General features: G+C 67.7%; 20 protein-coding genes. 7 read left to right on the top strand and 13 right to left on the bottom strand.

The features are described 5' to 3' along the window. Positions 1-46 precede the first annotated feature (46 nt). The 6 genes from IHE57_RS07040 to mtrA all read right to left on the bottom strand — a co-directional run bounded on the left by IHE57_RS07040 (position 47) and on the right by mtrA (position 7,373). Positions 47-1,288 (bottom strand): winged helix-turn-helix domain-containing protein, encoded by a 1,242-nt coding sequence (locus IHE57_RS07040; protein ID WP_253720017.1) that lies wholly within the window; start codon positions 1,286-1,288, stop codon positions 47-49. 220 nt (positions 1,289-1,508) lie between these two features. Next, positions 1,509-2,171, bottom strand: coding sequence for a ribosome hibernation-promoting factor, HPF/YfiA family (gene hpf, locus IHE57_RS07035; RefSeq protein ID WP_209325292.1), 663 nt, complete (start codon positions 2,169-2,171; stop codon positions 1,509-1,511). Between the two features lie 66 nt (positions 2,172-2,237). Further along, positions 2,238-2,960, bottom strand: a complete 723-nt coding sequence (locus IHE57_RS07030) for a ComF family protein (protein WP_209325293.1) — start codon at positions 2,958-2,960, stop codon at positions 2,238-2,240. Positions 2,961-3,052: 92 nt separating this feature from the next. After that, on the bottom strand, positions 3,053-4,777 hold the full coding sequence (locus tag IHE57_RS07025) for an LpqB family beta-propeller domain-containing protein (protein WP_209372003.1): 1,725 nt from the start codon (positions 4,775-4,777) through the stop codon (positions 3,053-3,055). Continuing rightward, a complete protein-coding gene (gene mtrB / locus IHE57_RS07020; protein WP_209372001.1) occupies positions 4,774-6,696 on the bottom strand; it encodes an MtrAB system histidine kinase MtrB in 1,923 nt (640 codons plus the stop codon). Before mtrB ends, IHE57_RS07025 begins: the two co-directional genes overlap by 4 nt. Beyond that, positions 6,693-7,373: an MtrAB system response regulator MtrA gene (mtrA, locus tag IHE57_RS07015; protein WP_181275618.1), complete on the bottom strand. Its 681-nt coding sequence runs from the start codon at positions 7,371-7,373 to the stop codon at positions 6,693-6,695. The genes mtrB and mtrA overlap by 4 nt, the downstream gene beginning before the upstream one ends. A 135-nt stretch (positions 7,374-7,508) precedes the next feature. On the opposite strand from mtrA, the gene IHE57_RS07010 reads away from it, so the two are divergent. The 5 genes from IHE57_RS07010 to IHE57_RS06990 are packed head-to-tail and all read left to right on the top strand — an operon-like array spanning position 7,509 to position 12,830. Continuing rightward, positions 7,509-8,558 carry a DUF7847 domain-containing protein gene (locus IHE57_RS07010; protein ID WP_209371999.1) on the top strand — a complete coding sequence of 350 codons (1,050 nt, stop codon included), beginning with the start codon at positions 7,509-7,511 and terminating at the stop codon, positions 8,556-8,558. Further along, positions 8,555-9,262 carry a DUF4129 domain-containing protein gene (locus IHE57_RS07005; protein WP_253720015.1) on the top strand — a complete coding sequence of 236 codons (708 nt, stop codon included), beginning with the start codon at positions 8,555-8,557 and terminating at the stop codon, positions 9,260-9,262. The genes IHE57_RS07010 and IHE57_RS07005 overlap by 4 nt, the downstream gene beginning before the upstream one ends. Continuing rightward, positions 9,259-10,512, top strand: a complete 1,254-nt coding sequence (locus IHE57_RS07000; RefSeq protein ID WP_209371997.1) for a DUF4350 domain-containing protein — start codon at positions 9,259-9,261, stop codon at positions 10,510-10,512. The genes IHE57_RS07005 and IHE57_RS07000 overlap by 4 nt, the downstream gene beginning before the upstream one ends. Continuing rightward, positions 10,509-11,543, top strand: coding sequence for an AAA family ATPase (locus IHE57_RS06995; RefSeq protein ID WP_209371995.1), 1,035 nt, complete (start codon positions 10,509-10,511; stop codon positions 11,541-11,543). The genes IHE57_RS07000 and IHE57_RS06995 overlap by 4 nt, the downstream gene beginning before the upstream one ends. After that, the gene (locus IHE57_RS06990) at positions 11,544-12,830 is read left to right on the top strand and encodes a DUF58 domain-containing protein (protein WP_209371993.1); all 1,287 of its coding nucleotides are present in this window, start codon (positions 11,544-11,546) and stop codon (positions 12,828-12,830) included. A gap of 13 nt (positions 12,831-12,843) precedes the next feature. Here IHE57_RS06990 and IHE57_RS06985 read toward each other — a convergent pair whose 3' ends face one another. Next, complete coding sequence (locus IHE57_RS06985; RefSeq protein ID WP_209371991.1) at positions 12,844-13,842, bottom strand: stage II sporulation protein M; 999 nt, start codon at positions 13,840-13,842, stop codon at positions 12,844-12,846. A gap of 66 nt (positions 13,843-13,908) precedes the next feature. Here IHE57_RS06985 and IHE57_RS06980 point away from each other — a divergent pair, with 66 nt between their 5' ends. Further along, positions 13,909-14,733 carry an RDD family protein gene (locus IHE57_RS06980; RefSeq protein ID WP_366933881.1) on the top strand — a complete coding sequence of 275 codons (825 nt, stop codon included), beginning with the start codon at positions 13,909-13,911 and terminating at the stop codon, positions 14,731-14,733. A 91-nt stretch (positions 14,734-14,824) separates the two neighbouring features. Here IHE57_RS06980 and ahcY read toward each other — a convergent pair whose 3' ends face one another. The 3 genes from ahcY to IHE57_RS06965 all read right to left on the bottom strand — a co-directional run bounded on the left by ahcY (position 14,825) and on the right by IHE57_RS06965 (position 18,206). Further along, a complete protein-coding gene (gene ahcY, locus IHE57_RS06975; RefSeq protein ID WP_209371989.1) occupies positions 14,825-16,297 on the bottom strand; it encodes an adenosylhomocysteinase in 1,473 nt (490 codons plus the stop codon). 71 nt (positions 16,298-16,368) lie between these two features. After that, positions 16,369-17,853, bottom strand: a complete 1,485-nt coding sequence (locus tag IHE57_RS06970) for a phosphohexomutase domain-containing protein (RefSeq protein ID WP_209371987.1) — start codon at positions 17,851-17,853, stop codon at positions 16,369-16,371. Then, entirely contained in the window at positions 17,850-18,206 is a 357-nt protein-coding gene (locus tag IHE57_RS06965) for a DUF3499 domain-containing protein (protein WP_209325480.1), read from the bottom strand. The genes IHE57_RS06970 and IHE57_RS06965 overlap by 4 nt, the downstream gene beginning before the upstream one ends. A gap of 88 nt (positions 18,207-18,294) precedes the next feature. Here IHE57_RS06965 and IHE57_RS06960 point away from each other — a divergent pair, with 88 nt between their 5' ends. Beyond that, the gene (locus IHE57_RS06960) at positions 18,295-18,657 is read left to right on the top strand and encodes a metallopeptidase family protein (protein WP_209325303.1); all 363 of its coding nucleotides are present in this window, start codon (positions 18,295-18,297) and stop codon (positions 18,655-18,657) included. A gap of 88 nt (positions 18,658-18,745) precedes the next feature. Here IHE57_RS06960 and IHE57_RS06955 read toward each other — a convergent pair whose 3' ends face one another. Genes IHE57_RS06955 through IHE57_RS16695 form a run of 3 tightly spaced genes read right to left on the bottom strand, consistent with a single transcriptional unit; the run spans position 18,746 to position 23,693 of the window. Beyond that, complete coding sequence (locus IHE57_RS06955) at positions 18,746-20,203, bottom strand: DUF5719 family protein (RefSeq protein ID WP_209371978.1); 1,458 nt, start codon at positions 20,201-20,203, stop codon at positions 18,746-18,748. Then, positions 20,200-23,256 carry a glycosyltransferase family protein gene (locus IHE57_RS06950; protein ID WP_209371976.1) on the bottom strand — a complete coding sequence of 1,019 codons (3,057 nt, stop codon included), beginning with the start codon at positions 23,254-23,256 and terminating at the stop codon, positions 20,200-20,202. The genes IHE57_RS06955 and IHE57_RS06950 overlap by 4 nt, the downstream gene beginning before the upstream one ends. Continuing rightward, the gene (locus tag IHE57_RS16695; RefSeq protein ID WP_343071877.1) at positions 23,253-23,693 is read right to left on the bottom strand and encodes a WhiB family transcriptional regulator; all 441 of its coding nucleotides are present in this window, start codon (positions 23,691-23,693) and stop codon (positions 23,253-23,255) included. The genes IHE57_RS06950 and IHE57_RS16695 overlap by 4 nt, the downstream gene beginning before the upstream one ends. Positions 23,694-23,756: the final 63 nt, after the last annotated feature.

Genomic DNA, 23,756 nt, shown 5'->3' with positions numbered 1-23,756 from the left:
TAATCGGCAGGACTGCCGGACAACGACTCGAACGACTGTATAGTCTCTAGCTTAATGGCAGGTGAGTGCCCTCGAGGTCCACTGCGCCCAATCCCAGCCACTCGGCCATCGTCTGCAGTTCGCGCAGCAGCTCGTCGGTGTGCTCCTCCCCCGCCTCCCAGCTCACGCGGTGGGCGCGCAGAGCGTCCGCCGCCCTGTCCCGGTGCAGATCGACGCGGCCGACGAGCCGATCGCCCAGGAGGAACGGCGTGACATAGTAACCGTGCACGCGTTGGGCCGCCGGGGTGTAGATCTCGATCCGATAGTGGAAGTCGAAGAGCCATTCGATGCGCGGGCGGTAGAAGACCAACGGGTCGAAGGGGGCCAGCAGGGCGCGCGCATGCACCTCTCGCGGGGTCCGTGCCCGATGCCATCGCAGCGCCGCAGCACCGTCGACGTCGACTTCGCGCAGCTCACCGGTGGACAGCAGTTTGCCGATGGCTGCATCCGTCGGTGCACGCAGCTGCCGGAAGTAGTCGGCGAGATCCTCCGGGCGTGCGATGCCCAGCGCCCGCGCGGCGATGCGGGTGAGTTCGAGGACGTCGTTCTCCACTCCTGAGACGCCCCGCGGCCGGGAAGCACTCGGCTCCAGGCCGAGCCCTGGACGGTCGCCGGTCCCGTAGGACAGGGGGACCTCGGGCAGTTCCGCCGAGACGTCGCGGGTGAGCGCATAGATCCGTTCGAAGTGGTCATTGCGTCCAGCGGTGCTGACGACGCCGGCGGAGAACAGTGACTCGAGGGCGAGCTTGACCTGGCTGGGGTTCCATCCCCAGTGCCCCCGATGGCGTTCGGGCAGATCGTGGTCGACGAGTTCGGCCACCTCCCGTGCCGTTCTCGGCGCCGTGGTCAGAGCCGAGAGGACGGAGCACTGCAGGGCCCGGAATCGCTCCCCTGTCTCCGGGTGCCGCTGCCCGTAGTCGTTGCGCCACCATTCGGCGCGGCTGCGCGCGAAGTGCTTCCAGGTCTCGGGAGGGACGAACGCCGCCGCGTGCGCCCAGTATTCGACGCCCATCCGCGGAGAGGAGTAGAGCAGCCGGTCGAGCGTCGCGCGGGGATAAGGCCCCAGGCGGGAGAAGAACGGCAGGTAGTGGGAGCGGACGACACGTGCCACGGAATCGATCTGTGTCAGGCCCATGGTGGCGAAGACGGATTTCAGATGCCGCGCCGTGACCGTCGACGGACGCGGCCTGTCCAGTCCCGTCGCCGCGATCGCCGTCCTGCGCGCCGCTTCCCGTGTCATCTTCTGCATGGTCCTACGTTAGGCCATGCCGCTGAAGTCGAGGGTGTCAGCGACGGCCGGAGTGACCCGGCCGCTGACCGAGCGCGGCCGCGGGGTTCCGTCGGCCCTCGCGCCCATGAAAGGGAACACGATCGCCGAGGCGGTGCTCCCGCCTCGGCGATCGTGTCATCCTCAGGTGTCCGGCGCGCAGTTCACGACACCGCTCGTCCGCACGGACCCGGTGCCGAGCTCAGTCGGCGACTTCCTCGAGCTCGTGATCGAGTGCGATCACTCCGTAGCTCCACCCCTTGCGACGGTAGACGACGGACGGCTTGCTCGACTCCTCGTCGATGAACAGGTAGAAGTCGTGACCGACGAGCTCCATCCGGTTGAGTGCCTCTTCGATGCCGATCGGTGCGGCTGCGAAGGTCTTCTCACGCAGCACCACCGGTGAGTCGCCCTCTGCTCTGATCCGACCGTTCGTCCGATCGACGTTCTCGGTCTTCTGCGCCGTCGGGGCCTCGGAGTCGGCGTCGGGGATCATCGGCTCGGCCACCGGCATCTTCGCCAGCACCTCGGCGGTCGATTCCTTGCGATGAAGTCCGGAGCGCGGAACCTTGTGCCGATCCCGGGCCCGCCTGAGCCTCTCGACCAGCTTCGCCCAGGCCAGATCGAGTGCCGCATACTTGTCGCTTGCCATGGCCTCTGCCCGAATTGCCGGCCCCTTCGCCACAACGGTGAGTTCGACCCGCTCGCTCGTCTCGGGCTGGCGGGAGTTCTTCTCATGAGTGACATGCACCTCGACGCGCTGAGCCCGGGGGGCGAGCTGCTCGACCTTGGCGATCTTGTCCTCGATGTGGGCTCGAAAGCTGTCGGAGATGGTCAGTTGACGGCCGTTGACAACAATGTCCATGATGTGTCCTTAGCGACTCGTTCTTCGGATTCATCCGATCCCATGCCCTTGGATGGGTAAACACCGTTATACAGTAAAGGGAGAGACAAATCGAGTGCCCCCGCGCCCGAGACCGAGAACTACTCCGGCAGCGGGTCTGATCTGCACCGATGCTAGTAATCGTGCGCTTTCTGCCAGGGTCGCACCGGTGGTGGAGAAGTCGTCGACGACGAAAGCGACAGGCGGCCCGCAGGCACCCTGTCGAGACGTGACCGGCCTGATCTTCGCCAGCTCCCGCTGGTCGAGGCGCTGCGTTCCGGCGACGTTCTCGGCTCGGTCATGCGCCCCGAGGCCGACCTGATCGCGGGAGCGTCGCGCAAGCAGCACATCGTGGACCTCCAGCGGCAGCTCCGGCGCGAGCTCGGCGACGCGCCGGGCCAGGAGCACCGTATGCGATCCGCCGCGTCGTCGTCTGGCCCGGTCGGAGCTGGGAGCCGGGAAGAGCCGGATCCGACCACCCGCATAGTCGACGAGGTCGAGTGCCGCGACGACCGCGCGGGCCAGCGCCAGGGCCAGAGGGTCGAGGATGTCCCTGCGGCCTTCGTCCTTGAAGCCGACGACCATGCGAGAGATCCGGGAATCGTATTCGCAGATTCCGACGATCGGGATCCGGCCGTAGCGCGGCTCCATCGCCCGGGGAATGCCGCCGAGCAGCTGCAGGCACCGCGTGCACAGGGAGACGTTCTCCCGCCCGCACCCGGCACACCGTCTGGGCAGAAGCAGTTCGCCGAATTCCCCGAGCAGCCCCATGGGAGAAATCTACTACGCCGAGGCCGGCAGAAGTCCGCTGCGCACAGCCCGTTGAAGGCTCTCGTGTGCCGCTCGGGGCGGACGTGCCCCGGTCAGCCGGGGTAGGACGGGTCCTTGGCGGCGACATCGACGAGCTTCTGCCAGGCATTGGAATTGTAGGAATACAGTTCACCGGCGGAGCTGGTCACGAGGATCGAACGCCCGTCCACCCCACCGGAGATGCGGCTTCCGTCGGAGACTTCACCGAGCTGCGCCGAGGGGCCCGTGACTCCGATGCGGAACGGTTGGGCCTTCTCCCCCCGTTCCGCCGCCAGGGCCACGAGAGAGGTCGAACCGGCCCACGAGACGTCCTTGACCTCGTCGAAGTTCGCGCCCACGGCGATCGGTGACTCGGACACGCTGTCACCGGGATTCCCGGCCTTGTCCCGCGGAATCCCGACGACGTCGATCCGATCGGGTTCCCCCTTGTGGCGGCTGAGCAGGGCCACCCGGGTGCCGTCACGAGAGACCTCGACGTCGACGAGCCGGCGACCGGCGAGGAAATCGGCGGCCACGGTGAACACCTTCCCGTCGCGTCCCACAGCCTTGAGCTCACCCTTGTTCGCGGATTCACCGGTCCATGTGGTGTTGAACCTGTCGATGCTGGGGCGCACGAGCTTCTTGCCATTGAGGATCGATGTCGCGTCGACGGCATCGGACTTCAGCCGCATGAGCTCCTTGCCGTTCTTCTGCAGATACACGTAGAGGGAGTCGTCGAGAGACACCGCGGGGTCGCTCGCCTTCGCCTTCTCCAGGTTCGGGCTGTTCTCGACTTTGGCCACGGTGGTGCCGGAGACACGCGAGAGATGACCGTCGGCCAGGACCACCGGCGGTCCGTCCACCTGGACCGAGGAGTCGGTCTTCGGCTGCAGACTCGCGGGGACCACCTGTCCGCCGATGGTCAGTTCGATGCTCGAGATCGAGGGGATGACCTGCAGCGTCGCAGCGATCTGCTGCCTGATCAGGCCCTTCTCCCGCTCTGAGGGGGCAGGACTCTGCGCTCCCAGCGCCACGTGCGCGACGCCGTTCTCGATCGTGACGACATTCGAATCGCTGAGCTTCGCCCCATCCGGGATCGCCGTGATCACCGCTGATGAGAGATAGGGGGCCGGGCCGCTGAGCAGTTCGTTCATCAGCGCCGTCGGCGTCGAGGACGACCGCAGGAACCAACGTGAGTCCGGTACGAGATAGGAGTAGTCCGAAGTGAAGAACTCCAGAGAATAGTTGAGGAAGATCGTCTGGAAGTCGGTCTGCGAGATGAGCAGCCCGTTGGGAGCGGAGGAGATCCGCCATTCCCCGTTCTCCTGCCGCAGCGAGAACTCCATGGTCGACTGCGTTCCGGGCTTCGTAGAGCTGTACACGCCCGAGGAATCGACGAGGCCGACGACCGGGGCCGACATCGTCAGGGTCTTCTGGTCGGAGGTGACCTCGGAGTTCAGCGAGTCGAGATCCGTGTCATTGGGCATCACCGACACTGACTCCTGCGGGCTCCATTCCTGTGCTTCGGCCTCGGTGAGGAAGGATCGGGCCACGGAGAAGTTGTTGCCGGTTCCCGCACCCGCGGCCAGGAAGCCGCGCACGATCTCGGAGATGCTGTCGCCGGGCTCCGGCCCGTCGGGGATCCGAGCGTTGCTGGCCGCAGGGTCGCCCGAGTCGTCTTCGATGTGCCCGACGGGTGAGGAGGTCGGGATCGATGAGCAGCCGACGAGGGCGAGGGAGGCGCACATGGACAGGAGCAGCATCGTCATTCGGGATCGTCTGGACCTGGTGCTCTTCATGGCCTTCCTCCTTCGCTGCTGTCCTCGCCGGTGGACGCCTCTCCGGTGGATCCGCTGTCGTCGACCGGGGATTCCTCGGCACCTGCGTCGGTCGTCGCGTCCGCCTCGGCGAGTGCCGGGAGCTCCTTCTGCTCACCGACCGTCTCCGTCGTCGGCGCCTCGCTGTGGGTCCCGGTCCCCTCGGGCGCCTCGGCGAAGCCCGTCCGGGACGGCTCCGGCTGATCGGTTTCGACGACGATCGGGATCGAACCGGTCTGGATCCGCACGGAACCGTCGGAGGACAGGGGACCAGCGACGAGGGCCGCGCCCTTGATCTGAGCGTCACGGGGCGGCAGCGGCAGCGGCGAGGAGGTGATCTCCTGGTCCGGCCGGCGCGGAATGGTCAGGCGGAAGCACGAGCCTTCCCCGGGTTTGCCCCAGACCTGCAGCCAGCCGTTGTGCAGGTGCGCGTCCTCGAGTGAGATCGCCAGCCCCAGTCCGGAGCCGCCGAGAGTGCGCTTGCGGGCCGGGTCGGCTCGCCAGAAACGGTCGAAGACGTGCTCGACCTGCTCCTCGTTCATGCCCACGCCGTGGTCGCGGACGCTCACCGCGACCGCCTCGGCGTTGGAGGCGACGTAGATGTCGATCGGGTTGCCCTCACCGTGCTCGATCGCGTTGACGACGAGGTTGCGCACGATGCGGGTGATGCGCACCCGGTCGACCTCGGCCATCACCGGCGAGGACGGAGCGTGGACGACGACGCCCGTCGACATCTGTTCGGCGACCATCGAGACCGTCTCGACGACGGCGGTGACGATCGCGCCGATGTCGACGGGTTTGGCCACGAGCGCCGCGGCACCGGCATCGTAGCGGGAGATCTCCAACAGGTCCGAGAGCAGACTGTCGAAGCGTTCGGCCTGCGAGTTCAGCAGCTCCGCGCTGCGGGCGGTGACCGGGTCGAGTTCGTCGCGGGAGTCGTAGATGAGGTCCGCCGCGGCGCGGATCGTGGTCAGGGGCGTCCGCAGTTCGTGCGAGACGTCGGAGACGAACTGCCGCTGCAGGACCGAGAGCCTCTCCATCTGCTCGATCTGATGCTGGAGGGTGTCGGCCATATCGTTGAAGCTCTCACCGAGCACAGCGATCTCGTCGTTGCCGTGCACGGGCATGCGTTCGTCGAGGTCGCCGTCGGCGATGAGCCTGGCCACCTCGGCGCCCGTGCGCACAGGAGTGACGACGAGGCGGGTGACGATCCAGGCGACTGCACCGATGAGCACGACGAGGACGAGGGCGGCCACGAGCATCGATCGCTGGACGAAGTCCAGGGTGTCCTGCTGTTCGCTGAGATCGCCGAGGTAGTAGAGCTGGAACTGTCCGGCGCCGGGGATCTGCAGCTCCTGCGTGATGAGCAGTCCGGGACCGGTGCCGTCGGGCAGGCTCACCGACTGATAGAGCTTGTCGTCCGTCGGTGCCTTGCGGATGGCATCGCGGAGTTCGTCGCTGACGGGCACATCGGCCGCTTCCCCTTCCTCGCTCGACTCGCCGGCGGTGATCGTCGAGAACGAGGTGTTCGGATCCTTCGGCTCCAGGGTCAGCGAATACACAGAGCCCGCCGAGCGGTTGTAGATCGATGACAGCTGCGAGGACAGGGTGTCCTGAGTCACCGCCTGGCCGTCGACCGGGGCCAGGGACCGCAGCTCGGAGAGGATCGACCGCGTCTGCGAGGACAGGGAGTCCAGGCGAGTGTCGAAGAGCCCGCGGGCGATCTGCTGGGACATGTATGTGCCGACGCCGAAGATGGCCACCGAGGTGAGCACGATGGTGAGCACGACGATCCTGACCTGCAGGGAGTGGCTGAACGATCTGAGGATGAAGTTCCAGAACGTTCGCAGCGCCGAGGCCGCGGTGCGGAGGGTCCCGCCCGCGGCCGAGTCGGAACTCACGCGGCTCTGCCGGCCTTATAGCCGACGCCGCGGACGGTGACGATGATGTCGGGCTTCTCGGGGTCGCGCTCGATCTTCGACCGCAGGCGCTGCACATGCACGTTGACCAGGCGGGTGTCGGCGGCATGGCGATAGCCCCAGACCTCTTCGAGGAGAGTCTCGCGGGAGAACACCTGCCAGGGTTTGCGAGCCAAGGCCACGAGCAGATCGAATTCGAGGGGTGTCAGCGACACCGGCGAACCCCCCTTCGTCACGGTGTGCCCCGCGACATCGACGACGACATCACCGACGGTGAGCAGTTCGGGCGCCTGGGGTTCCGAGATCCGCAGGCGGGCACGGACACGAGCGACGAGCTCCTTGGGCTTGAACGGCTTCGGCACATAGTCGTCGGCGCCCGATTCGAGACCGAGGACGACGTCGACGGTGTCGGACTTCGCCGTGAGCATGATGATGGGAACCGAGGACACCTCGCGGATCTCCCGGCAGACTTCGAGACCGTCCTTGCCCGGGAGCATGAGATCGAGGAGGACGAGGTCCGGACCGACCTTCTGGAACTCCTCGAAGGCCTGATCGCCCGTGGCACAGAAGAAGGGCTCGAAGCCTTCGCTTTTGAGCACAATTCCGATCATTTCGGCCAAGGCCGTGTCATCATCAACTACGAGGATTCGAGCGTTCATGCTCCCATTGTCCCTTATGTTCGCCAGTTCTTCGGTTCTCGACACTCCTACCCTATCGGGCAGATGCCGAAGCGCTCAGCACCAGGTGGACGCTGCTCGGCACCCGTCGGTGAAACATGGCAGGATTGTGCGGTGATGGGACGATCGAACGCGTGGACCTCCGAGGTCGACTGGCACACGGGTCGGTGGCAGATGCGCTCTCCGTCTCCGCGGCCATACGGCTGGCGCCCGCCACCACCGCGCGGTCTGCTGCCCAAACGCGCCCTGACCTTCATCGAGGCCCTCGACTCGGGGTTCCGGCTGCTCCGGTTCGTCCCCGGTCTGAGCATCGGCTCCTCGCTCATCGTCTTCACGCTCTGGAGCCTGCTGCTCACCGCCGCCGGAACACTCGCGGCCCTGCAGTTCCTCCCCTTCCTCAGCGACCTCAGCAGCAATGACGATGCGACCTCCGGATTCCTCGTGCTCGCCCAACTGGGGTCGGCGGCCCTGAGCCTGCTCAGCCTCGGCCTCGCCCATCTGCTCTCCGGTCTCGTCGCCACCGGCACCCGTGCCTCTTTCGGCGCACGGAAGACGACTCTGTCGCAGGCCTGGGCCGCGCTGGCCGGCCGGCGACGGCGGCTCGTGTTCGCCGCTGCTCTCATGTGTGCGATCAACCTCGGCCTCCTGCTCGCCCTCGGTGCCCCCACCGCGCTGTTCGCAATGGTCGACTCCCCCGTCCTCGCATTCGTCTGGGCAGGGCTGGCCGCCCTCCTGTGGCTCTTCGCGCTCCTCTGGCTCAACCTGCGGCTGGCCTTCCTCGGTTCTGCGATCGCAGTCGAGGACCTGAGCGTTCGCGACGGACTCAAACGGTCCTGGGCGCTGACCGGCCGGGGGTTCTGGCGGCTGCTCGGCCAACTGGCTCTCGGGTATTTCCTGTCCAACCAGCTCGTCCAGCTCGTCATCTCCCCGCTCGTCCTCGTCATCTCGTTCGTCCTCGCTGTGGGGATGGCCACGATGGAGAGCTCGGAGTCCGCCCAGATCGCCATCGGACTCGTCTCCGCCGCCCTCCTTCTGGCGTTGACGCTCATCTCCTCGGCCGTGCTCTTCGCGTATTTCTCCTGCCTCGTGACCGTCTGCTTCTTCGATCAGCAGATGCGCACGGAGGGCCTCGACCTCGTCCTCATCCGCGCCGAGGAGGAAGGATGATCGCCTCACTGCTCGGGCACATTTCGCCGCAGCCGATCGGACGTCTCGGACCGGAGTCGATGGCCATCGACCGTCGGACCGGCCGCGAATGGGTCGAACGCGAACTGTCGAAGCCGGAGTACTCGGAGAACGACCTCACACCGCTGGAGCAGATCGGCCGCTGGATCTCGTCCCTGTGGGACTCGCTCGTCAACGCTGCTCTGCGGGCCAACTCGCCATGGCTGCTGCTCATCGTCGCACTTGCGCTGGCCGCGGTCATCGCCCTCGTCGTCTGGCGCATCCGTCGGGCAGGACTGAGGCGGACCGGGCTGCCGCTGTCGGCCTTCGACCCGGTCGTGTCTCTGCCGGAGCCGGGGCCGTGGCGCGAGAGTGCGGCGCGGGCCGCGCGGGCGGGGGACTTCCGGGCCGCAGTCATCGATGAGTCCCGGGCGATCTTCGCCGTGCTCTCGAGCAGAGGCGTCGTCTCACTCGAAACCTCGGCGACTGCCAGCGAGATCGCACACGAGGCCGAGGCTGCGCTGCCCGCCCATGCTGTCGCCGTCCACGATGCCGCCGAGGTCTTCAACGATCTCCTCTACGGCGAGCAGATCGGCACGCGTGCGCGGCCGGACCGGGATCTGGCGGCGGTCTATGCGGATCTGTGCGACTTGGATCGGACTCTGAGCTCGCTGCCCGTCGGGCAGAGGGAAGGAGCGATGCCATGAGCGCCCAGTCGGATGTGGCCGCCCGTGGCACCCGCTCGAGCGCCCATGTTCCCTTTCGCGCCCGACTGCGTTCGGCAGGAGTGTGGATCGCGGCGGCCATCGTCCTCCTCCTCACGGTCATCGCAACTCTGCTCATGACCTCCGACGCCGCGACAGACGATCCGCTGCATTACGACTCCACGGCCCGAAACGGAACGAAGGCCCTGGTGGAGACGCTGCGTGCCCATGATGTCGAGGTGACCACCACCGAGGACCAGGAGCAGGCCCGCGCCGCGGCCGCACGACCGGACACCACTCTGCTCATCCCCGCCAACGCTGAAGCGATGTCGAGCGGGGACGTCGACGGGTTCGAATCGACGCTGCGCACACACGGAAACCGTCTGGTCCTCGTCGACCCGGGTCCGGCGATCGGGGAATTCACCGATCGGATCGCCGTCAACGACAATTCGAGTCCGCTGGGCAGCCCGGACCCCACCTCGGAACCGGACTGCGCTGCGCCTGGACCGCAGGCGGCCGGCACGGTGACCACCGGAGGCGTCGAATACGCCGAAACCGCCAAGGGCACCGAGGGCATCACCGCCTGCTACCCGTTCGCCGGGCCGGGAGTCGATGAGATCGACGGCGCCGAGGTGGCCCCCGGCTCCGCACGCGGACAGCTGATCACCGACGCCGCCGGTCCCGTACCGCTGAGTGTCATCGGCAACTCCGACTGGGTGACGAACGAGCATATCGACGAGGAAGGCAACGCCTCACTCGTCCTGTCCGAACTCGCGCAGACTCCGCACCTCGTCGTCTACTATCCGCAGTTCGACGACGCCGAACAGCCGCCGCCGTCGACGATCGACTTCGTGCCCGGCTGGTTCCTCGCCGGCGGACTGTGGCTGATCCCCTGCGCCCTCATCCTCATGCTCGTGCTCGGACGGCGCTTCGGGCCGCTGGCCGTCGAACGCCTGCCCGTGATCGTGCCCGCGGTGGAGACCGTCCGGGGCAGGGCTGCGCTGAGCGCCCGCAGCCACGACCGGGACGGTGCGCTGCACACTCTGCGTACGGCGGCGCTGCTGCGGATCGCAAAGCGCCTGTCGCTGGGCTCCGAGGCCCGCACCGACGAGATCATCGCTTCCGTCGCCGGTGCCACCGGGCGGGATCCCGGTGATCTCCACCATGTCTTCGTCACGGCATCCGCGCGCACGGATGCCGAGCTCACAGACCTCGTCCATCAGCTCACCCAGATCGAAAGTGAGATCCCATGACCCAGTCGCCTCAGGAACACACCGCCCCGCAGCGCCGCGAAGACGGCCCCGACTCCCCGGCCGCGGCCACAGCACCGGGCGCGGACCCGCTGCGAGAGGCATTCACCGGTGTGCGCACCGAGATCGCCAAGGCCGTCGTCGGGCAGGACCAGGCAGTCACCGGCATGCTCATCGCGCTGCTGTGCCAGGGCCATGTGCTCCTCGAAGGCGTACCCGGCGTGGCCAAGACCCTGCTTGTGCGCAGCTTCGCCGCCGCGGTCAGCCTGGAGAGCTCACGCGTCCAGTTCACCCCCGATCTCATGCCCAGCGATGTCACCGGCTCGCTGGTCTACGACGCCTCGGCCTCGGACTTCTCGTTCCGTCCCGGACCGGTGTTCACGAACGTCCTCATCGCCGACGAGATCAACCGCACCCCGCCGAAGACGCAGTCGGCGCTGCTCGAGGCGATGGAGGAGCACCAGGTCTCCGTCGGCGGCCGCTCCCGCAGGCTGCCCGAACCGTTCATGGTCGCTGCCACGCAGAACCCGGTCGAATACGAAGGCACCTATCCGCTGCCGGAAGCCCAGCTCGACCGCTTCCTGTTCAAGCTGGTGCTCGACCTGCCCGCCCGGGACCACGAATTCGAGATCCTCGATCGCCATGCGCGCGGCTTCGACGCCGCCCGTCTCTCCGCCGCGGGCCTGCGGCCGGCGGCAGATGCCGATCTCATCGCGAAGGCCCGGGAAGCGATCTCAGGCATCTACATCGCTCCTCAGATCATCACGTACATCGTCGATCTCGCCCGCGCCACCCGGCAGGCGCCCTCACTGGCTCTGGGCGTCTCGCCGCGCGGAGCCGCACGGATGCTCGGCGCGGCCCGGGCGCATGCCTGGCTGAGCGGACGGAACTACGTCATGCCCGATGACGTCAAGGCTCTGACGCATATGGCACTCGGCCACCGGGTCATCCTCCGTCCCGAGGCGCAGATGGACGGACTCGACGTCGCCCAGGTCCTCGACTCGATCCTCGCCACAACTGAAGTGCCACGCTGAATGACTGCCCGGCTGTTCCTGCTCACGCTCCTCGGGCTCGTGCCCATCATGCTGGTGCCCGCATGGCCGACGGCACTGATCGTCATCGCGGTGCTCGTCCTCGCCGCGGTGGTCGACTTCTTCCTCGTGCCTCCGGTGCACGCTCTGCGGCTGCAGCGCACTCCCGGGCCGCAGGTCAGGCTCGGCGACGACACCCACAGCATCCTCACCCTCATCAACGGTTCCCCTCGCCTCCTGCGCATCGACGTCCGTGATGCCTGGGCTCCGAGCGCCGGGGCAGTGCAGACCCGGTCACGCCATGTGCTCGCCGCCGGCGAGGAGACTCAGGTGCGCACCGAGCTGCGGCCGGTGCGCCGAGGCGCTCTGGACGCCGATCTGGTGACCGTGCGCAGCCGCAGCGTGCTCGGGCTCATCGCCCGGCAGAAGAGCGTCGAGGTGCCCGCGGCGATTCGGGTGCTGCCCCCGTTCGCGTCCCGCCGCGAACTGCCGTCGAAGACGCAGAAGCTGCGTGAGCTCGAGGGAAGATCCGCCGTGATGATCCGCGGTATGGGCACAGAGTTCGATTCGCTGCGGGACTATGTCGACGGTGATGATGTCCGCTCCATCGACTGGCGGGCCAGTGCCCGCGCCTCCGATCTCGTGGTCAAGACCTGGCGGCCGGAGAAGGACCGCCGAATCGTCATCGTCGTCGATTCCTCACGCTTGGCCGCTCGCCGCTGCGGCGAGGGCACGGTCTTCGACGCCGCCCTCGAGGCTTCGCTGCTGCTCACAGCCCTGGCCACCGGTGCCGGAGACCGCGTCGACGTCATCGTCGCCGATGCCCGGGTCCGCGCCGTGGCTTCGAGTCTCAGAGCCCGTGATCCCGTCCATGAGCTGTCGGCGGCGCTGACACCGGTGCACCCGGAGCTCTACGACGCGGATTGGGAGACAATCACCGCCGCCGTGCTGGCCACGACTCGCCAGCAGGCGCTTGTGGTCATGATGACGGCGCTCGATGAGACCAGGCTCGCAGATGACATCCTCCCCGTCCTGCCCACCCTCACCGCCCACCATCGGGTGGTCATCGCCGGCGTCGAAGACCCCGCGCTGCGGGAACTGGCCGAGACCCGCGGCGACGTCGAGGAGATCTTCACGGCTGCCGCGGCCGAGGAGGAGCTGCTGACGGCGGCATCGCTGCAGACCCGTCTGCGCGGGCTCGGAATCGCCTCGATCCAAGCTTCGCCCGAAGACCTCCCCGGTGCCCTCGCCGACCACTACATCCGGCTCAAGGTCACAGGAGGGCTGTGAGCCCGCTACTGTTCTAACGGTCAGTCGAGATGACCGAGTAGCCTGCCTGATGCTCCTCGAGATCTGCACTGAGACCGGCTTGCGCCGCCCGCCTGCCGAAGAAGCGGGCATAGGCGACGACGGCCGCGGTGTACAGCACCCCGATGGCGATCTTGAGCACGGGTGGAATCGGGTTCGGAGTCACGAACCCTTCGATCAGACCTGATCCGAAGAGCAGCAGCACGAGTCCTCCGGCGACGAGGAGCAGGGAACGGGCCTCCGACGCCAGTCTGTCCCGCCGCGGTCTCGGTCCGGGCACGACCCAGGCGGAGAAGAGCCTGAGTCCGGCCGCTGCGGCGAGGATGATGCAGCTGATCTCCGGAATCCCGTGCGGCAGGATGTAGAGGAAGAAGTCGGAGGCACGGTCGAATTCGAACATCATGGCTCCGGAGAATCCGACGTTGACGGCATTCGAGAACAGTCCGGCGACGACGTAGACGCCGGTGATGCCGAGCAGCACGAACTGCACGGCGATCCAGGCGTTGTTCGTCCACACCCCGACTGCGAAGAACCCGTTCGGGTTCTCCTTGTAGTATTCGACGAAATCGTGTTCGGCGAACTGCCGACGGAACTCCCGATCCCCGAACGTCTCCAGCACCTCCGGATGCGTCCCCGCCCAGATCCCGGAGACGACCGCGACCGCGAGGAAGGCGAGAGCCACGATGGCGAAGTCCCACCGCAGCCGGTACAGCGACAGCGGCAAGCTGATGACGAAGAAGCGTGACAGCCCCGACAGTCCCCCGCTGGGCACAGCGGAGAGATGATTGCGCGACCGGTGGACGATGGCGGAGAGGCGGGCGGCCTCGAGTGAGTCCGGGGCGACGGTCATGATCCGCGACAGGTCCTTCGACGCGGCCCGATAGAGCTCGAGGAACCGTCTCGTCTGGTTCGGGCTCAGGGTGTTCTTCTTCGCCAACGCCGACAGCTCCTGCCAGTCGTCGCCGTGCAGCTCGGCCAGAAGATTCGGATCCATGCCTCAACCCTAACGGAGGCCGCCTGCCCTGACCCGGCGGCCGACGAGATATGACACGATGGTCGGGTGAGCACTCTGGTGACCGGTGAAGCCGTCGAACTCAGCGTCAGCCCCGCCGCGTTGGCGGCGCGGGCGCTGAGCTGCCTCATCGACTACATCGCCTACTCGCTGGTGAACATCGGCCTGCTCGTCGCCATGTTCTGGCTCCTGCTCAAGACCTCCGACCTCAACGGACTGCTCCTGGGCTCGGTGATGACCGTCATGACGATTGCCGTCTTCGTGGTTCTGCCGATGCTCATCGAGGTGCTCACACACGGCCGGTCCCTCGGCAAGCTCGCCCTCGGTCTGCGCATCGTCCGCGACGACGGCGGTGCGGTGCGGCTGCGCCATTCGTTCGTCCGGGCGCTGCTCTGGCCGTTCGAGATCCTCTCCACCGGAGGCGGGATCGCGGCCTTGTCCGGTCTCGTCTCACCGCAGGCGAAGCGCCTGGGCGACTATATGGCTGGAACCGTGGCGGTGAGCGAGCGCAGCGCCCCGCCTCCGCCTGTCCGCACACATGTGGCACCGCAGCTGCAGGACTGGCTGGCACGCACAGACGTGTCCCCACTGCCCGCGGGACTGCATCGGCGCATCGTGGCGTTCCTCGCCATGGCTCCGCAGCTCGGCTCCGAATCCCGATGGCAGCGGGCGATCGAGCTCGCCACCGAACTCAATCCCTACGTCGCTCCCGCTCCGCCGGAGGGAACCTTCCCCGAACAGTTCCTCTCTGCGGTGATTCACCGGCAGCGCGCCGCAGAGATCGAGAAGCTCAATCGGCGTTCGGCTCGCTCTTCCGCCTTCCGGACCGGGGTCGATGCCCTCCCCCACGGTCTGAGCCTGCGCCGGCGCTGAGGCTGCGCCGGCGCAGAGTGGCCACAGCCGACCGTGCGCACGGCACCGGACGACGAGAGACGGCGGCATCGCCCCGGAACGGCCCGGCGGATCAGTAGCGGTAATGATCGGGCTTATAGGGCCCGGCCACGTCCACGCCGATGTACTCGGCCTGTTCCTTGCTCAGCTCGGACAGCTTCGCCCCGAGTGCCGGCAGGTGGAGACGCGCAACCTTCTCGTCGAGTTCCTTCGCCAGTCGGTGCACCGCGTCGTCATAGCGTTCATGCGCAGTCCACAGCTCGATCTGTGCCAGCACCTGGTTGCTGAAGGACGCGCTCATGACGAATGACGGGTGACCGGTGGCGTTTCCGAGGTTGAGCAGACGGCCTTCGGAGAGGACGAGGAAGTCCGTGCGCGTACGGCCGAGTCCGGCATCGGCCGGCACCGGAACGCTCCATTCGTGGACCTGGGGTTTGATCTCGATCCTCTCCACCCCGGGCAGCCGGGAGAGACCTGCCAGGTCGATCTCGTCGTCGAAGTGGCCGACGTTGCCGACGATCGCGCCGGGTTTGAGCGTCTGCAGCACTGCGATGTCGACAACACGGGTGTTGCCGGTCGTCGTGATGATGATATCTGCCTGCGGGGCCACCTCGGCGAGGTGATCGACCTGGTATCCGTCCATCGTCGCCTGCAGCGCGCAGATCGGATCGATCTCGGTGACGATGACGCGAGCGCCCTGCCCCCGCAGCGCCTCGGCGGCTCCCTTGCCCACGTCCCCGTAGCCGATGACGACGGCGATCTTGCCGCCGATGAGCACATCGGTGGCGCGGTTGAGGCCATCGGGCAGGGAATGGCGGATGCCGTAGCGGTTGTCGAACTTCGACTTCGTCACCGAGTCGTTGACGTTGATCGCCGGGAACGGCAGCGCCCCCTGTTCGGCCAGACGATAGAGGCGGTTGACTCCTGTCGTGGTCTCCTCGCTCACGCCCCTGATACCGGCGGCGAGGCGGGCGAAGCGGCCAGGTGCGGATTCCATCGCCGAAGCGATCCGAGTCAGGAGGACCTTGTACTCCTCCGGGTCGTCCTCTGCCGCGGCGGGCACGCCCCCGGCGGCTTCGAATTCGGTGCCCTTGAGCACGTACATGGTCGCGTCGCCGCCGTCGTCGAGGATGAGGTTCGGGCCCTCGGGGAAGTCGAAGATCTTATCGGCTGCCCACCAGTACTCCTCGAGCGTCTCCCCCTTCCACGCGAAGACCGGGACTCCGACAGGGGCCTCGGGGGTGCCGGAGCCGACGACGACCGCGGCGGCGGCCTCGTCCTGAGTGGAGAAGATGTTGCAGCTGGCCCACCGGACTTCCGCGCCGAGCGCGACCAGGGTTTCGATGAGCACCGCGGTCTGCACGGTCATGTGCAGGCTGCCCGCGATGCGGGCCCCGGCCAAGGGAGCGGACGAGGAGTACTCCTCCCGCAGGGCCATCAGCCCGGGCATCTCCCGTTCGGCCAGGCGGATCTGGTGCCGTCCCGCCTCGGCGAGCGACAGATCGGCGACCTTGAAGTCGGTGGAATCGAGCACGGTACCTCCCATACGGCGGACAATCGGATCGTGTTCGAGTCTATTGCCCGTATCCGTGACTTGTCCCGTCACGCGCGGAGCAGTCAGCCGCGGGCGGTGACGAAATCGCCTGCTCGGCGGGTCAGTGCCTTCATCTGCGCCTCGTCCGCCGCCTCGACATTGAGCCTGACCAGAGGTTCGGTATTGGACTTGCGCAGGTTGACCCACCAGTCCTCGCCCAGGAATCCGATGCCGTCGAGGTCCTCGACGGTGTGCGGCGGGAACTGGCCCGCCTGCGCGGCGAACTCGGCGAGCACGGCGTCGGGATCGGCCACGGTGAAGTTGATCTCCCCGGATTGGACGAAACGGTCGTAGTCTGCGACGAGACGGGAGGCCGGGGCCGCTGATTCGGCGAGGGCGGCGATGAGGTGGCAGGCGGCGAGCATGCCCGAATCCGCGCCGAAGAACTCCTCGAAGTAGAAGTGCGCGGAATGCTCGCAGGCGAAGACCGCACCGGTTTCGCGCATCAGCGTCTTGATGCCCGAATGTCCGACCTTCGAACGCAGCGGACGTCCGCCGGCGGCGATGATCGTCTCCGGCACGCTGCGGGAGGTGATGAGATTGTGGATGACGGTCGGCCGTTCGGTCCCCTCGGACCGGGCCCGTGCGATCTCACGTTCGGCGACGAGTGCGCCGACGGCCGAGGCCGACATCGTCGCTCCCGTCTCGTCGATGAAGAAGCAGCGGTCGGCATCCCCGTCGAAGACCAGCCCGAGGTCGGCGCCGGCATCGACGACAGCATGCGCGGCGTCGACGAGGTTCTCGGGCCTGAGAGGGTTCGCCTCGTGGTTGGGGAAGGTGCCGTCGAGCTCGGTGAACAGTCCGATCACCTCGAAGGGCACTCGATCGTCTCCGGCGTCGGTGCCGAAGACCTCGCCGAGGAGGCGGCCGGCCATGCCGTTGCCGGCGTCGAGGACGACCTTGAGACCCGTGACTTCGTCGACGCGGGTGAGTTCACGCACCCGGCGGACATAGCGTTTCCGCATGATCGCCGCCGTCCGAGCATCGGCGGCGACGGTCCGGCCGTCGGCTGCCGGTGCTGCGGGGGCGAGCTCCTGCACCCGCGACAGCCCGGATTCCAGGCTGACGCCGGCGGCATGCGGGCCGCAGATCTTGATGCCGTTGTAGTCGGCGGGATTGTGGCTGGCTGTGATCATCGCTCCCGTCAGTCCGAAGATGCCCGAAGCGAAATAGAGCTGGTCGGTCGAGCACAGGCCCAAGAGGGTCGCCGTGGATCCGGCGGACTCGACCCCGGCGCAGAAGGCTCGGGCGAACCCGGGCGAGCTCGGCCGCATGTCGTGGCCGATCACGATCTCGGAGGCGGTGTGGAGCTCCGCCATCGTCGTGGCCGTCGCCCATCCGAGGCTGAAGACGATGTCCTCGTTGAGCTGATCGGGGATGCGTCCGCGGATGTCGTAGGCACCGACGGCGGCTGCCAAAGCCGTGACCCTGGCATGCGTGAGTTCCGAGTCCGCTGCGAGCGAGGCTGTCGGACCGGGTGCGGACGGCTGCGGGCCCGCTTCGCTCATGAGTCGCCGATGATCCGCAGATGGCCGTGTCTGCGGCCGGTCGCGGCGGGATCGTCCGCTGTGCTGCGTTCGCGGCCCGGTGAGGTCGCGTCCGCGCGGTCGGCTGCCTCCCGCACCGCATCGGCGATGGCCAGGAGGTCGTCATGGCTGCGCTCGGGCGGTGCCTGCCCGGAATCGATGCGGATGAGCTGCCAGTCCACGGGCGGGGTCAGTTTCGCCGCATGTTCGGCGCACAGGTCATGGGCACCCGGCTCGGCCCGCCTGCCCAAGGGACCGATGACGACGGTCGCATCAGCGTGCACGTACGTCATGGTGGCTGCGGCGGGACGCGAGCAGCTGACTTTTGAACACATTCTCACGGCTGACACAGTCCACCACTCTACACGCCGCGGAGCGGCGATTCGTTCAGGCGCAGCGGCCTCGCACGTAGAATGACGTGCTATGAGAGCAAGGCGACATCGTGACCGGCACGGACGCGGTCTGCGGTCACCGCTGCACCGTGCGCAGGTGCCGGCGCGGCTGACTCGGGCCGAGAGCTTCGCCAAGGTCGCGGCCGCGGAATTCGCTCGTCTGCGCGAGCGGGAGCCGGGTCTGCTCGCCGATGTGGTGCTCGCCGTCGATGCCGTCCCGCCGGCGAGTTCGACCGAGCCGAGCTTCGGACGTGTGTTCCCCGCAACTGCGAATCGAACGACTCACATCGTCCTCTACCGACGGGTCATCGAGGACCACGCCGGCAGCGAAGTCAGAGATGCTCTCATCGCCGAGGTCGTGGCCGATCAAGTCGATATCCTGCGCCGGACCTGATGTGCGGCCCCCGGCCCTCGTCTCGGTGCAGCCATGCCCTGCCCTGTCGATTCCCAGCCAGGTCGATCGCTGCGAACCGAACAGTGTCTCAGCCGAGGCGGATGTCGCGGTAGGCCACGCCGGCCGGGGCCGGGGCCGGGGCGACGGTGGAGATTCCGTCGTCGGTGGCGACGACGAGGGTCGCATGCACTCCGTCGGCTTGGGACCCCTGGGCCTGTGTGCCCTTGAGGACCAGTGCCCGCACCGCTTCGTCGGAGACCTCGGCCGGATCGAGCACGGTCGTTCCCGTGGGATTGAGATCCACGGACTGCGGGTCGGTGAGCGAACCGTCGTCGAGCATTCCCTGCACCTGCACCCGTCCCTGGCCGGGTGAGAGATGCAGGGAGCTGCTGCCGGTGCGCGGCAGCGCCAGGAGCTGGCTCTCGGCCAGGGAGTCCGTGATCGCGACGCTGCCGAAGTCGGATGCGCCGTCGTCTCCGTCCTGGCCGATGAAGGCTCCGGCCTGGATCCGCCGGTCCGAGTCGACGACGAGGCTCGTGGCCTCGAGGTCGCCGAGTTCGGCCTCGGCCACCCCGTGGCCGACCACGGTCATCGAGGATCTGGGGATGTCGATCTCCCCGTCAGGTCCGTAGGCCTTGAGCGAGACCTCAGCAAGGTCCTTGCCCGGGTTCGCCACTCGCACACGCACATCCTTGCCGTTCAGACCGGTCAGTACCTGCTGCCGGGCGGCATCGGCGCCACCGGCGGCAAGATCGATGCCCTGGGGCTTCAGACCGTCGAGGACGGACTCCTGCACGGAACCGGCCACGACTCCCCCGTCGACGGTGACGTCGACGGCCAGCGACTCGGCTCCGGCTGCCAGACCGCCCAGTCGCACAGCCCTCTGCTCGCCGGCTCTGATGCTCACTTCGGTGGGATCGCCCGACCGGCCGGAAGGAGTCATCACAGCGACCTTCGCCTGGACGGCCACATCACCGGGGTTGCTCAGCAGCAGTTGGGAGTTCGATCCGGTGACACCGGATCCGGCGAGGATCCGGAAGCTGCTCGACGCCTGCGCACAGGTGAGGGTGGCCAGACCGGTGAGGTCGCCCGAACTGCCTTCGATGGTCTCGAGCCCCGTGGTGAGCGCGGGAGCGCCGGGGCGGGCGAAGCCGGTGACGAGCTTCGTCGAGTCGATGCTGTCGTCTCCGGAGACGAACCCCTGCCCGGCCGGGTTGTCGAAATCGACTGAGCCGCCGAGGTCGGCAACCTGCAACCGGGCCGAAGAGGTCGATCCGTCGGCCGCTCCGATCGGTGCCGAGGCGGAGACCACCCGGGTCGAGACCTTCGAATCGTCGACGAATTCGGCGTCGGTGCCTTCGGCTTCGCTGTCGGTCAGGAGCGGGCCGGGGCAGACGACGCGGGTGTCGGCCGTCGGCATACGCACCTGTTCGGGGCTGCGGTCGAGGGTGCCCGGGGTCAGTGGGGTGAGGAAAGAGGTCGTGGCGACGAGCACTCCGGGCACGGCGATGGCCCCGAAGGTCACGATGCTGCGCAGCTGCTTCATGCTGTCGTCTCCTCGCTGCTCCGGCCCGCAGAGCGGGAGTTCCTGCCTCGCCGATCGGCCTCGCCGAAGGGAATGGCCACGACGAGGCTGAGCACGCCGAGCGCCCAGCCGGCGATGACGCCGACCGGATACAGCGGTGAGTTCAGTGAGATCTCGACCTGTCCGCCGGAGGCAGGGAGGTCGAATTCGCTCGCCCAGGACTCATCGGCCTGCTTCGCCGGCGGCAGCTGCTCACCGTCGAGGCTTGCGGTGATGTCGTCGGAGGCGTCGGCGACGATCAGGGTGCGCCCGTCCTTCCCGGCGGGCACCTCGGCGGTGGTGCCGTGCATCGTCGCGGAGCTCACTGCTCCTTCGCCGTCCCGGATGAGGAACCGCCCGCTGAAGGGCTTGTCGACGCGCCACAGCTGACCCGACTCTGTGGGACCGACCGGGATGAGTCCCTGTGCCACGGACACCGAGTTCTGCAGGTTCTCGGCATCGGAGCCGACGAGGACGAAGTCGACACCGAGCTGGCCGAGGATCTCGCTGACGTCACCGGTGTCATCGGCGGACAGGGCGGCCGCCGCCTGCGCGGCGAGGACCCCATCCTCCGAGATGGGCAGCGGTCGCCTCTCCCACGGCCAGCCCCCGACGGTCTCGGCCGCGGTCACGGTCGAAGTGCCCAGCACAGTGCCGTCGGCTGAGGAGATGAGAGTGGCGAGGACCTCCCCGTCCACATTGTCCAGCCGCAGGGTCCGAGCTCGCGCATCGCCGTCGGCGCGATCCGCGGCCAGTGCCGGGACCGTGCTGTCCTCGCTGGCGGTGACGGCATCGGTCGAGGTTGCGGCCCGCCCGGCGCCGATTGCGATGAGACCGATGGCGGCGACTGCGACGAGCCCGACGAGCCCGCGCATGGGCATCCGTCCGCTGCCGGACCGGGTCGCCGCAGTGCGGTCGGCGCCGAGTCCGAGCAGCAGGATCGATCCGAGGCTGACCAGTGTCAGCCCTGCCGCCGGATAGGAGCCGATGAGGTGGAACGCACCCGTCTGCGCGGGCAGATGCACCTGGATCGCAGCGAGGACGAGCCCGCTGAGGTAGAGGGCCACGGCCCACACCAGCCGGGACAGTTCGAGTCGCGCCTCGATGAGGGTGAAGAAGGCCAGCACCAGCATCGGCAGGACGAGGATGGGTGCCCAGATCTGGAGGACGCCGGACGAGATCGAATCGATGCCGACGGAGGCAGCGAGGCTTGCCAGCCACGACATATCGATCGGCTCCGGGAATCCGACGGCAAGAAGATAGGTGGGAGCCGGCTCCGGGGCGAGTGTCTGCCCGGGCATGACCAGAAGCGCCCCCGGTTCACGCACCGCTGCCCACAGCCACGGCCAGCCGAGGAACAGGGTCGGCGCCGACAGCCACAGGTGGCGCAGCCCGCGACCGGTGAGAACCAGCAGCACGGTGCCGAGGAGGACCACTGGCAGCATCAGAGGAATTCCGGCGATGATGACGAACAGCAGCAGCCCGCTGCCCGCGGCGGCCGCGATCGACCCGGTGCGCAGACTCCGTCGCAGGGTCAGTGCCACGAGGGGGGCGGTGATCCAGACGAAGACCACACCGAGGCGGCCGTCGGAGAGCGCGGCGGTGAAGAGCGGGGAGGCGATCCACAGGAGAGCGGCGAATCCGCGCACCCAGCGGCGCGGAAGCACGCAGCCGGCACCGGCATAGGCGGCGATGCCGGCGAGGATCGGGGCGGCGAGCAGCAGAGTCCTGACCATGATGTCGACATGGCCGAGGAAGGGCAGGGAGAGGATCCCGAGAACGAGGTGGTAAGGGTCGGAGGGTACGGCCGCCCCGGTCGAGATGTCGAGGTGACGGTCGAGCAGGCGGGAGAATATCTCTCCCACTCCGATGTCTGTGGAGCCGAGCGCGCCGCCGACGAGGTGGCCGGGGCCGAAGAGCCGAAAGGAGACGAAGCCGCTCATCACCGCGGCCGCCACGACTACATAGGTCAGAGGAGCGCGGAGCAGGCTCGAGCCGCCGGAGACCTCGAGTCTGGAGAACGAGTCGATGGCCTCCTCGGTATCGCCCACCGGGTTGAGCTCGGCCTCGGCGTCGGTTCCTCCGTCCGGGACTTCGGCGGGGTGCTCTTCCGCGGCATCGCCGCTCATGGATCTGCGCTGGACCGCGAGTTCGTCGGCATCGGCGTAGAGAGCGGCCACATGGGAGGTGGTCGTCCGTTTGGCCAGTCGGCTGCGGCGAGCGTTGGCCCGGCGCAGCGGCGAGGTGGCGGTCATGTCCGCAGCGAGCCCGAAGAGGGCGCTCAGATGCCAGCCGGCGGAGCGGAAGTCGTTCGACAGCAGGCCGCCGAGGATGTGTCCCAGATTGACGAGGACGAGTCGGCAGAACAGCGAGGGCAGCCCGGGACTGGCGAGGCTGAGACGGTAGCGCTGCTCGGTGCGGATCTGGAACTTCGAGACCGGCGGCAGCGGAGACGAGCCCAGCTGGGCGGCGGCCCGGGCGGAGATCTCCATGCGCGCCCGTGGGGCCAGGACGACGCGACGGCCGAGATCGCGCAGGCGCCGGGAGTATTCGATTCCGCGGTAGGCGGGGCCGAGCACGCGGGAGGGAGCGCCGATCCGTTCGAGCTCGTCCGTGGCCACGAGCATGCCGGGCAGGTCGAGGCCGAGCGTCTCCGTCCGACCGTCGCGCTGCCCCTGGTCGATCTCGCCGGTACCGACGGGGTTGAAGCGCTCCCCCGCCGAGGTGGTGCTCACCCCGGCCGAGACGATGCGATCGCCGCGCATGAGCTTCGGTCCCACGGCGGCGACGGATTCGGTCTCCCCGATGGCGTCGAGGAGCTCATCGAGGCAGTCGGGTTCCGGGCGGGCGTCGGGGGTGAGGAACCACAGGAAGTCCGATTCCGCGACAACGGGGATCTCAGACGCCTCACGCACGGAGCGTCCCCCGAGATCCACCACCGGGATCTCGGGGAAGTGCGGACGCAGAGCTGTTTCGAGCTCAACCTTGCTGGCGTCGTCGCCCGAGGCGACAACGGCGGTGACGGCTGGGCTCACACGACCTTTTTCTTGAGCCGGCGGCGTTCGCGCTCGGACATACCGCCCCAGATGCCGAATCGCTCATCGTTGGCCAGAGCGTATTCGAGGCATTCGGAGCGGACTTCACAGGATGCGCAGACTCGTTTGGCCTCTCGAGTCGATCCGCCCTTCTCCGGGAAGAACGCCTCGGGGTCGGTCTGTGCGCAGAGCGCTTGGTCCTGCCACGACAACTCTCCGTCGTCCGCGGCTCCGAGGAGCAGCGACAGCGGCGAGACAGCGGAGTTGTCCGTCGGCAGAGGTGTCAGATCGCTCGGATCGACGGCCAGCGGATCAGGCAGCGTATCGGGTGTACGTGCTCCGGGCTCGACGAACCAGTCTTCGGCACGACGGGAGGTGACTCCCGGTGCGGCGGTGAAGTCTTCCCTCTCCCGCCATTCTCTCTGTGCGCTTTGCACGGCTTTCCCCTTTCTCACGCTTGAGCAGGTCCGTCACCGTGACTGAGGCGATCAGTCCGATGT

The sequence above is a fragment of the Brevibacterium renqingii genome, from assembly GCF_017808105.1.
Lineage (GTDB): Bacteria > Actinomycetota > Actinomycetes > Actinomycetales > Brevibacteriaceae > Brevibacterium > Brevibacterium renqingii.
The sequence above is the reverse complement of the archived record's forward strand: the minus strand, read 5'-3'. Positions and strand labels throughout refer to the sequence as shown.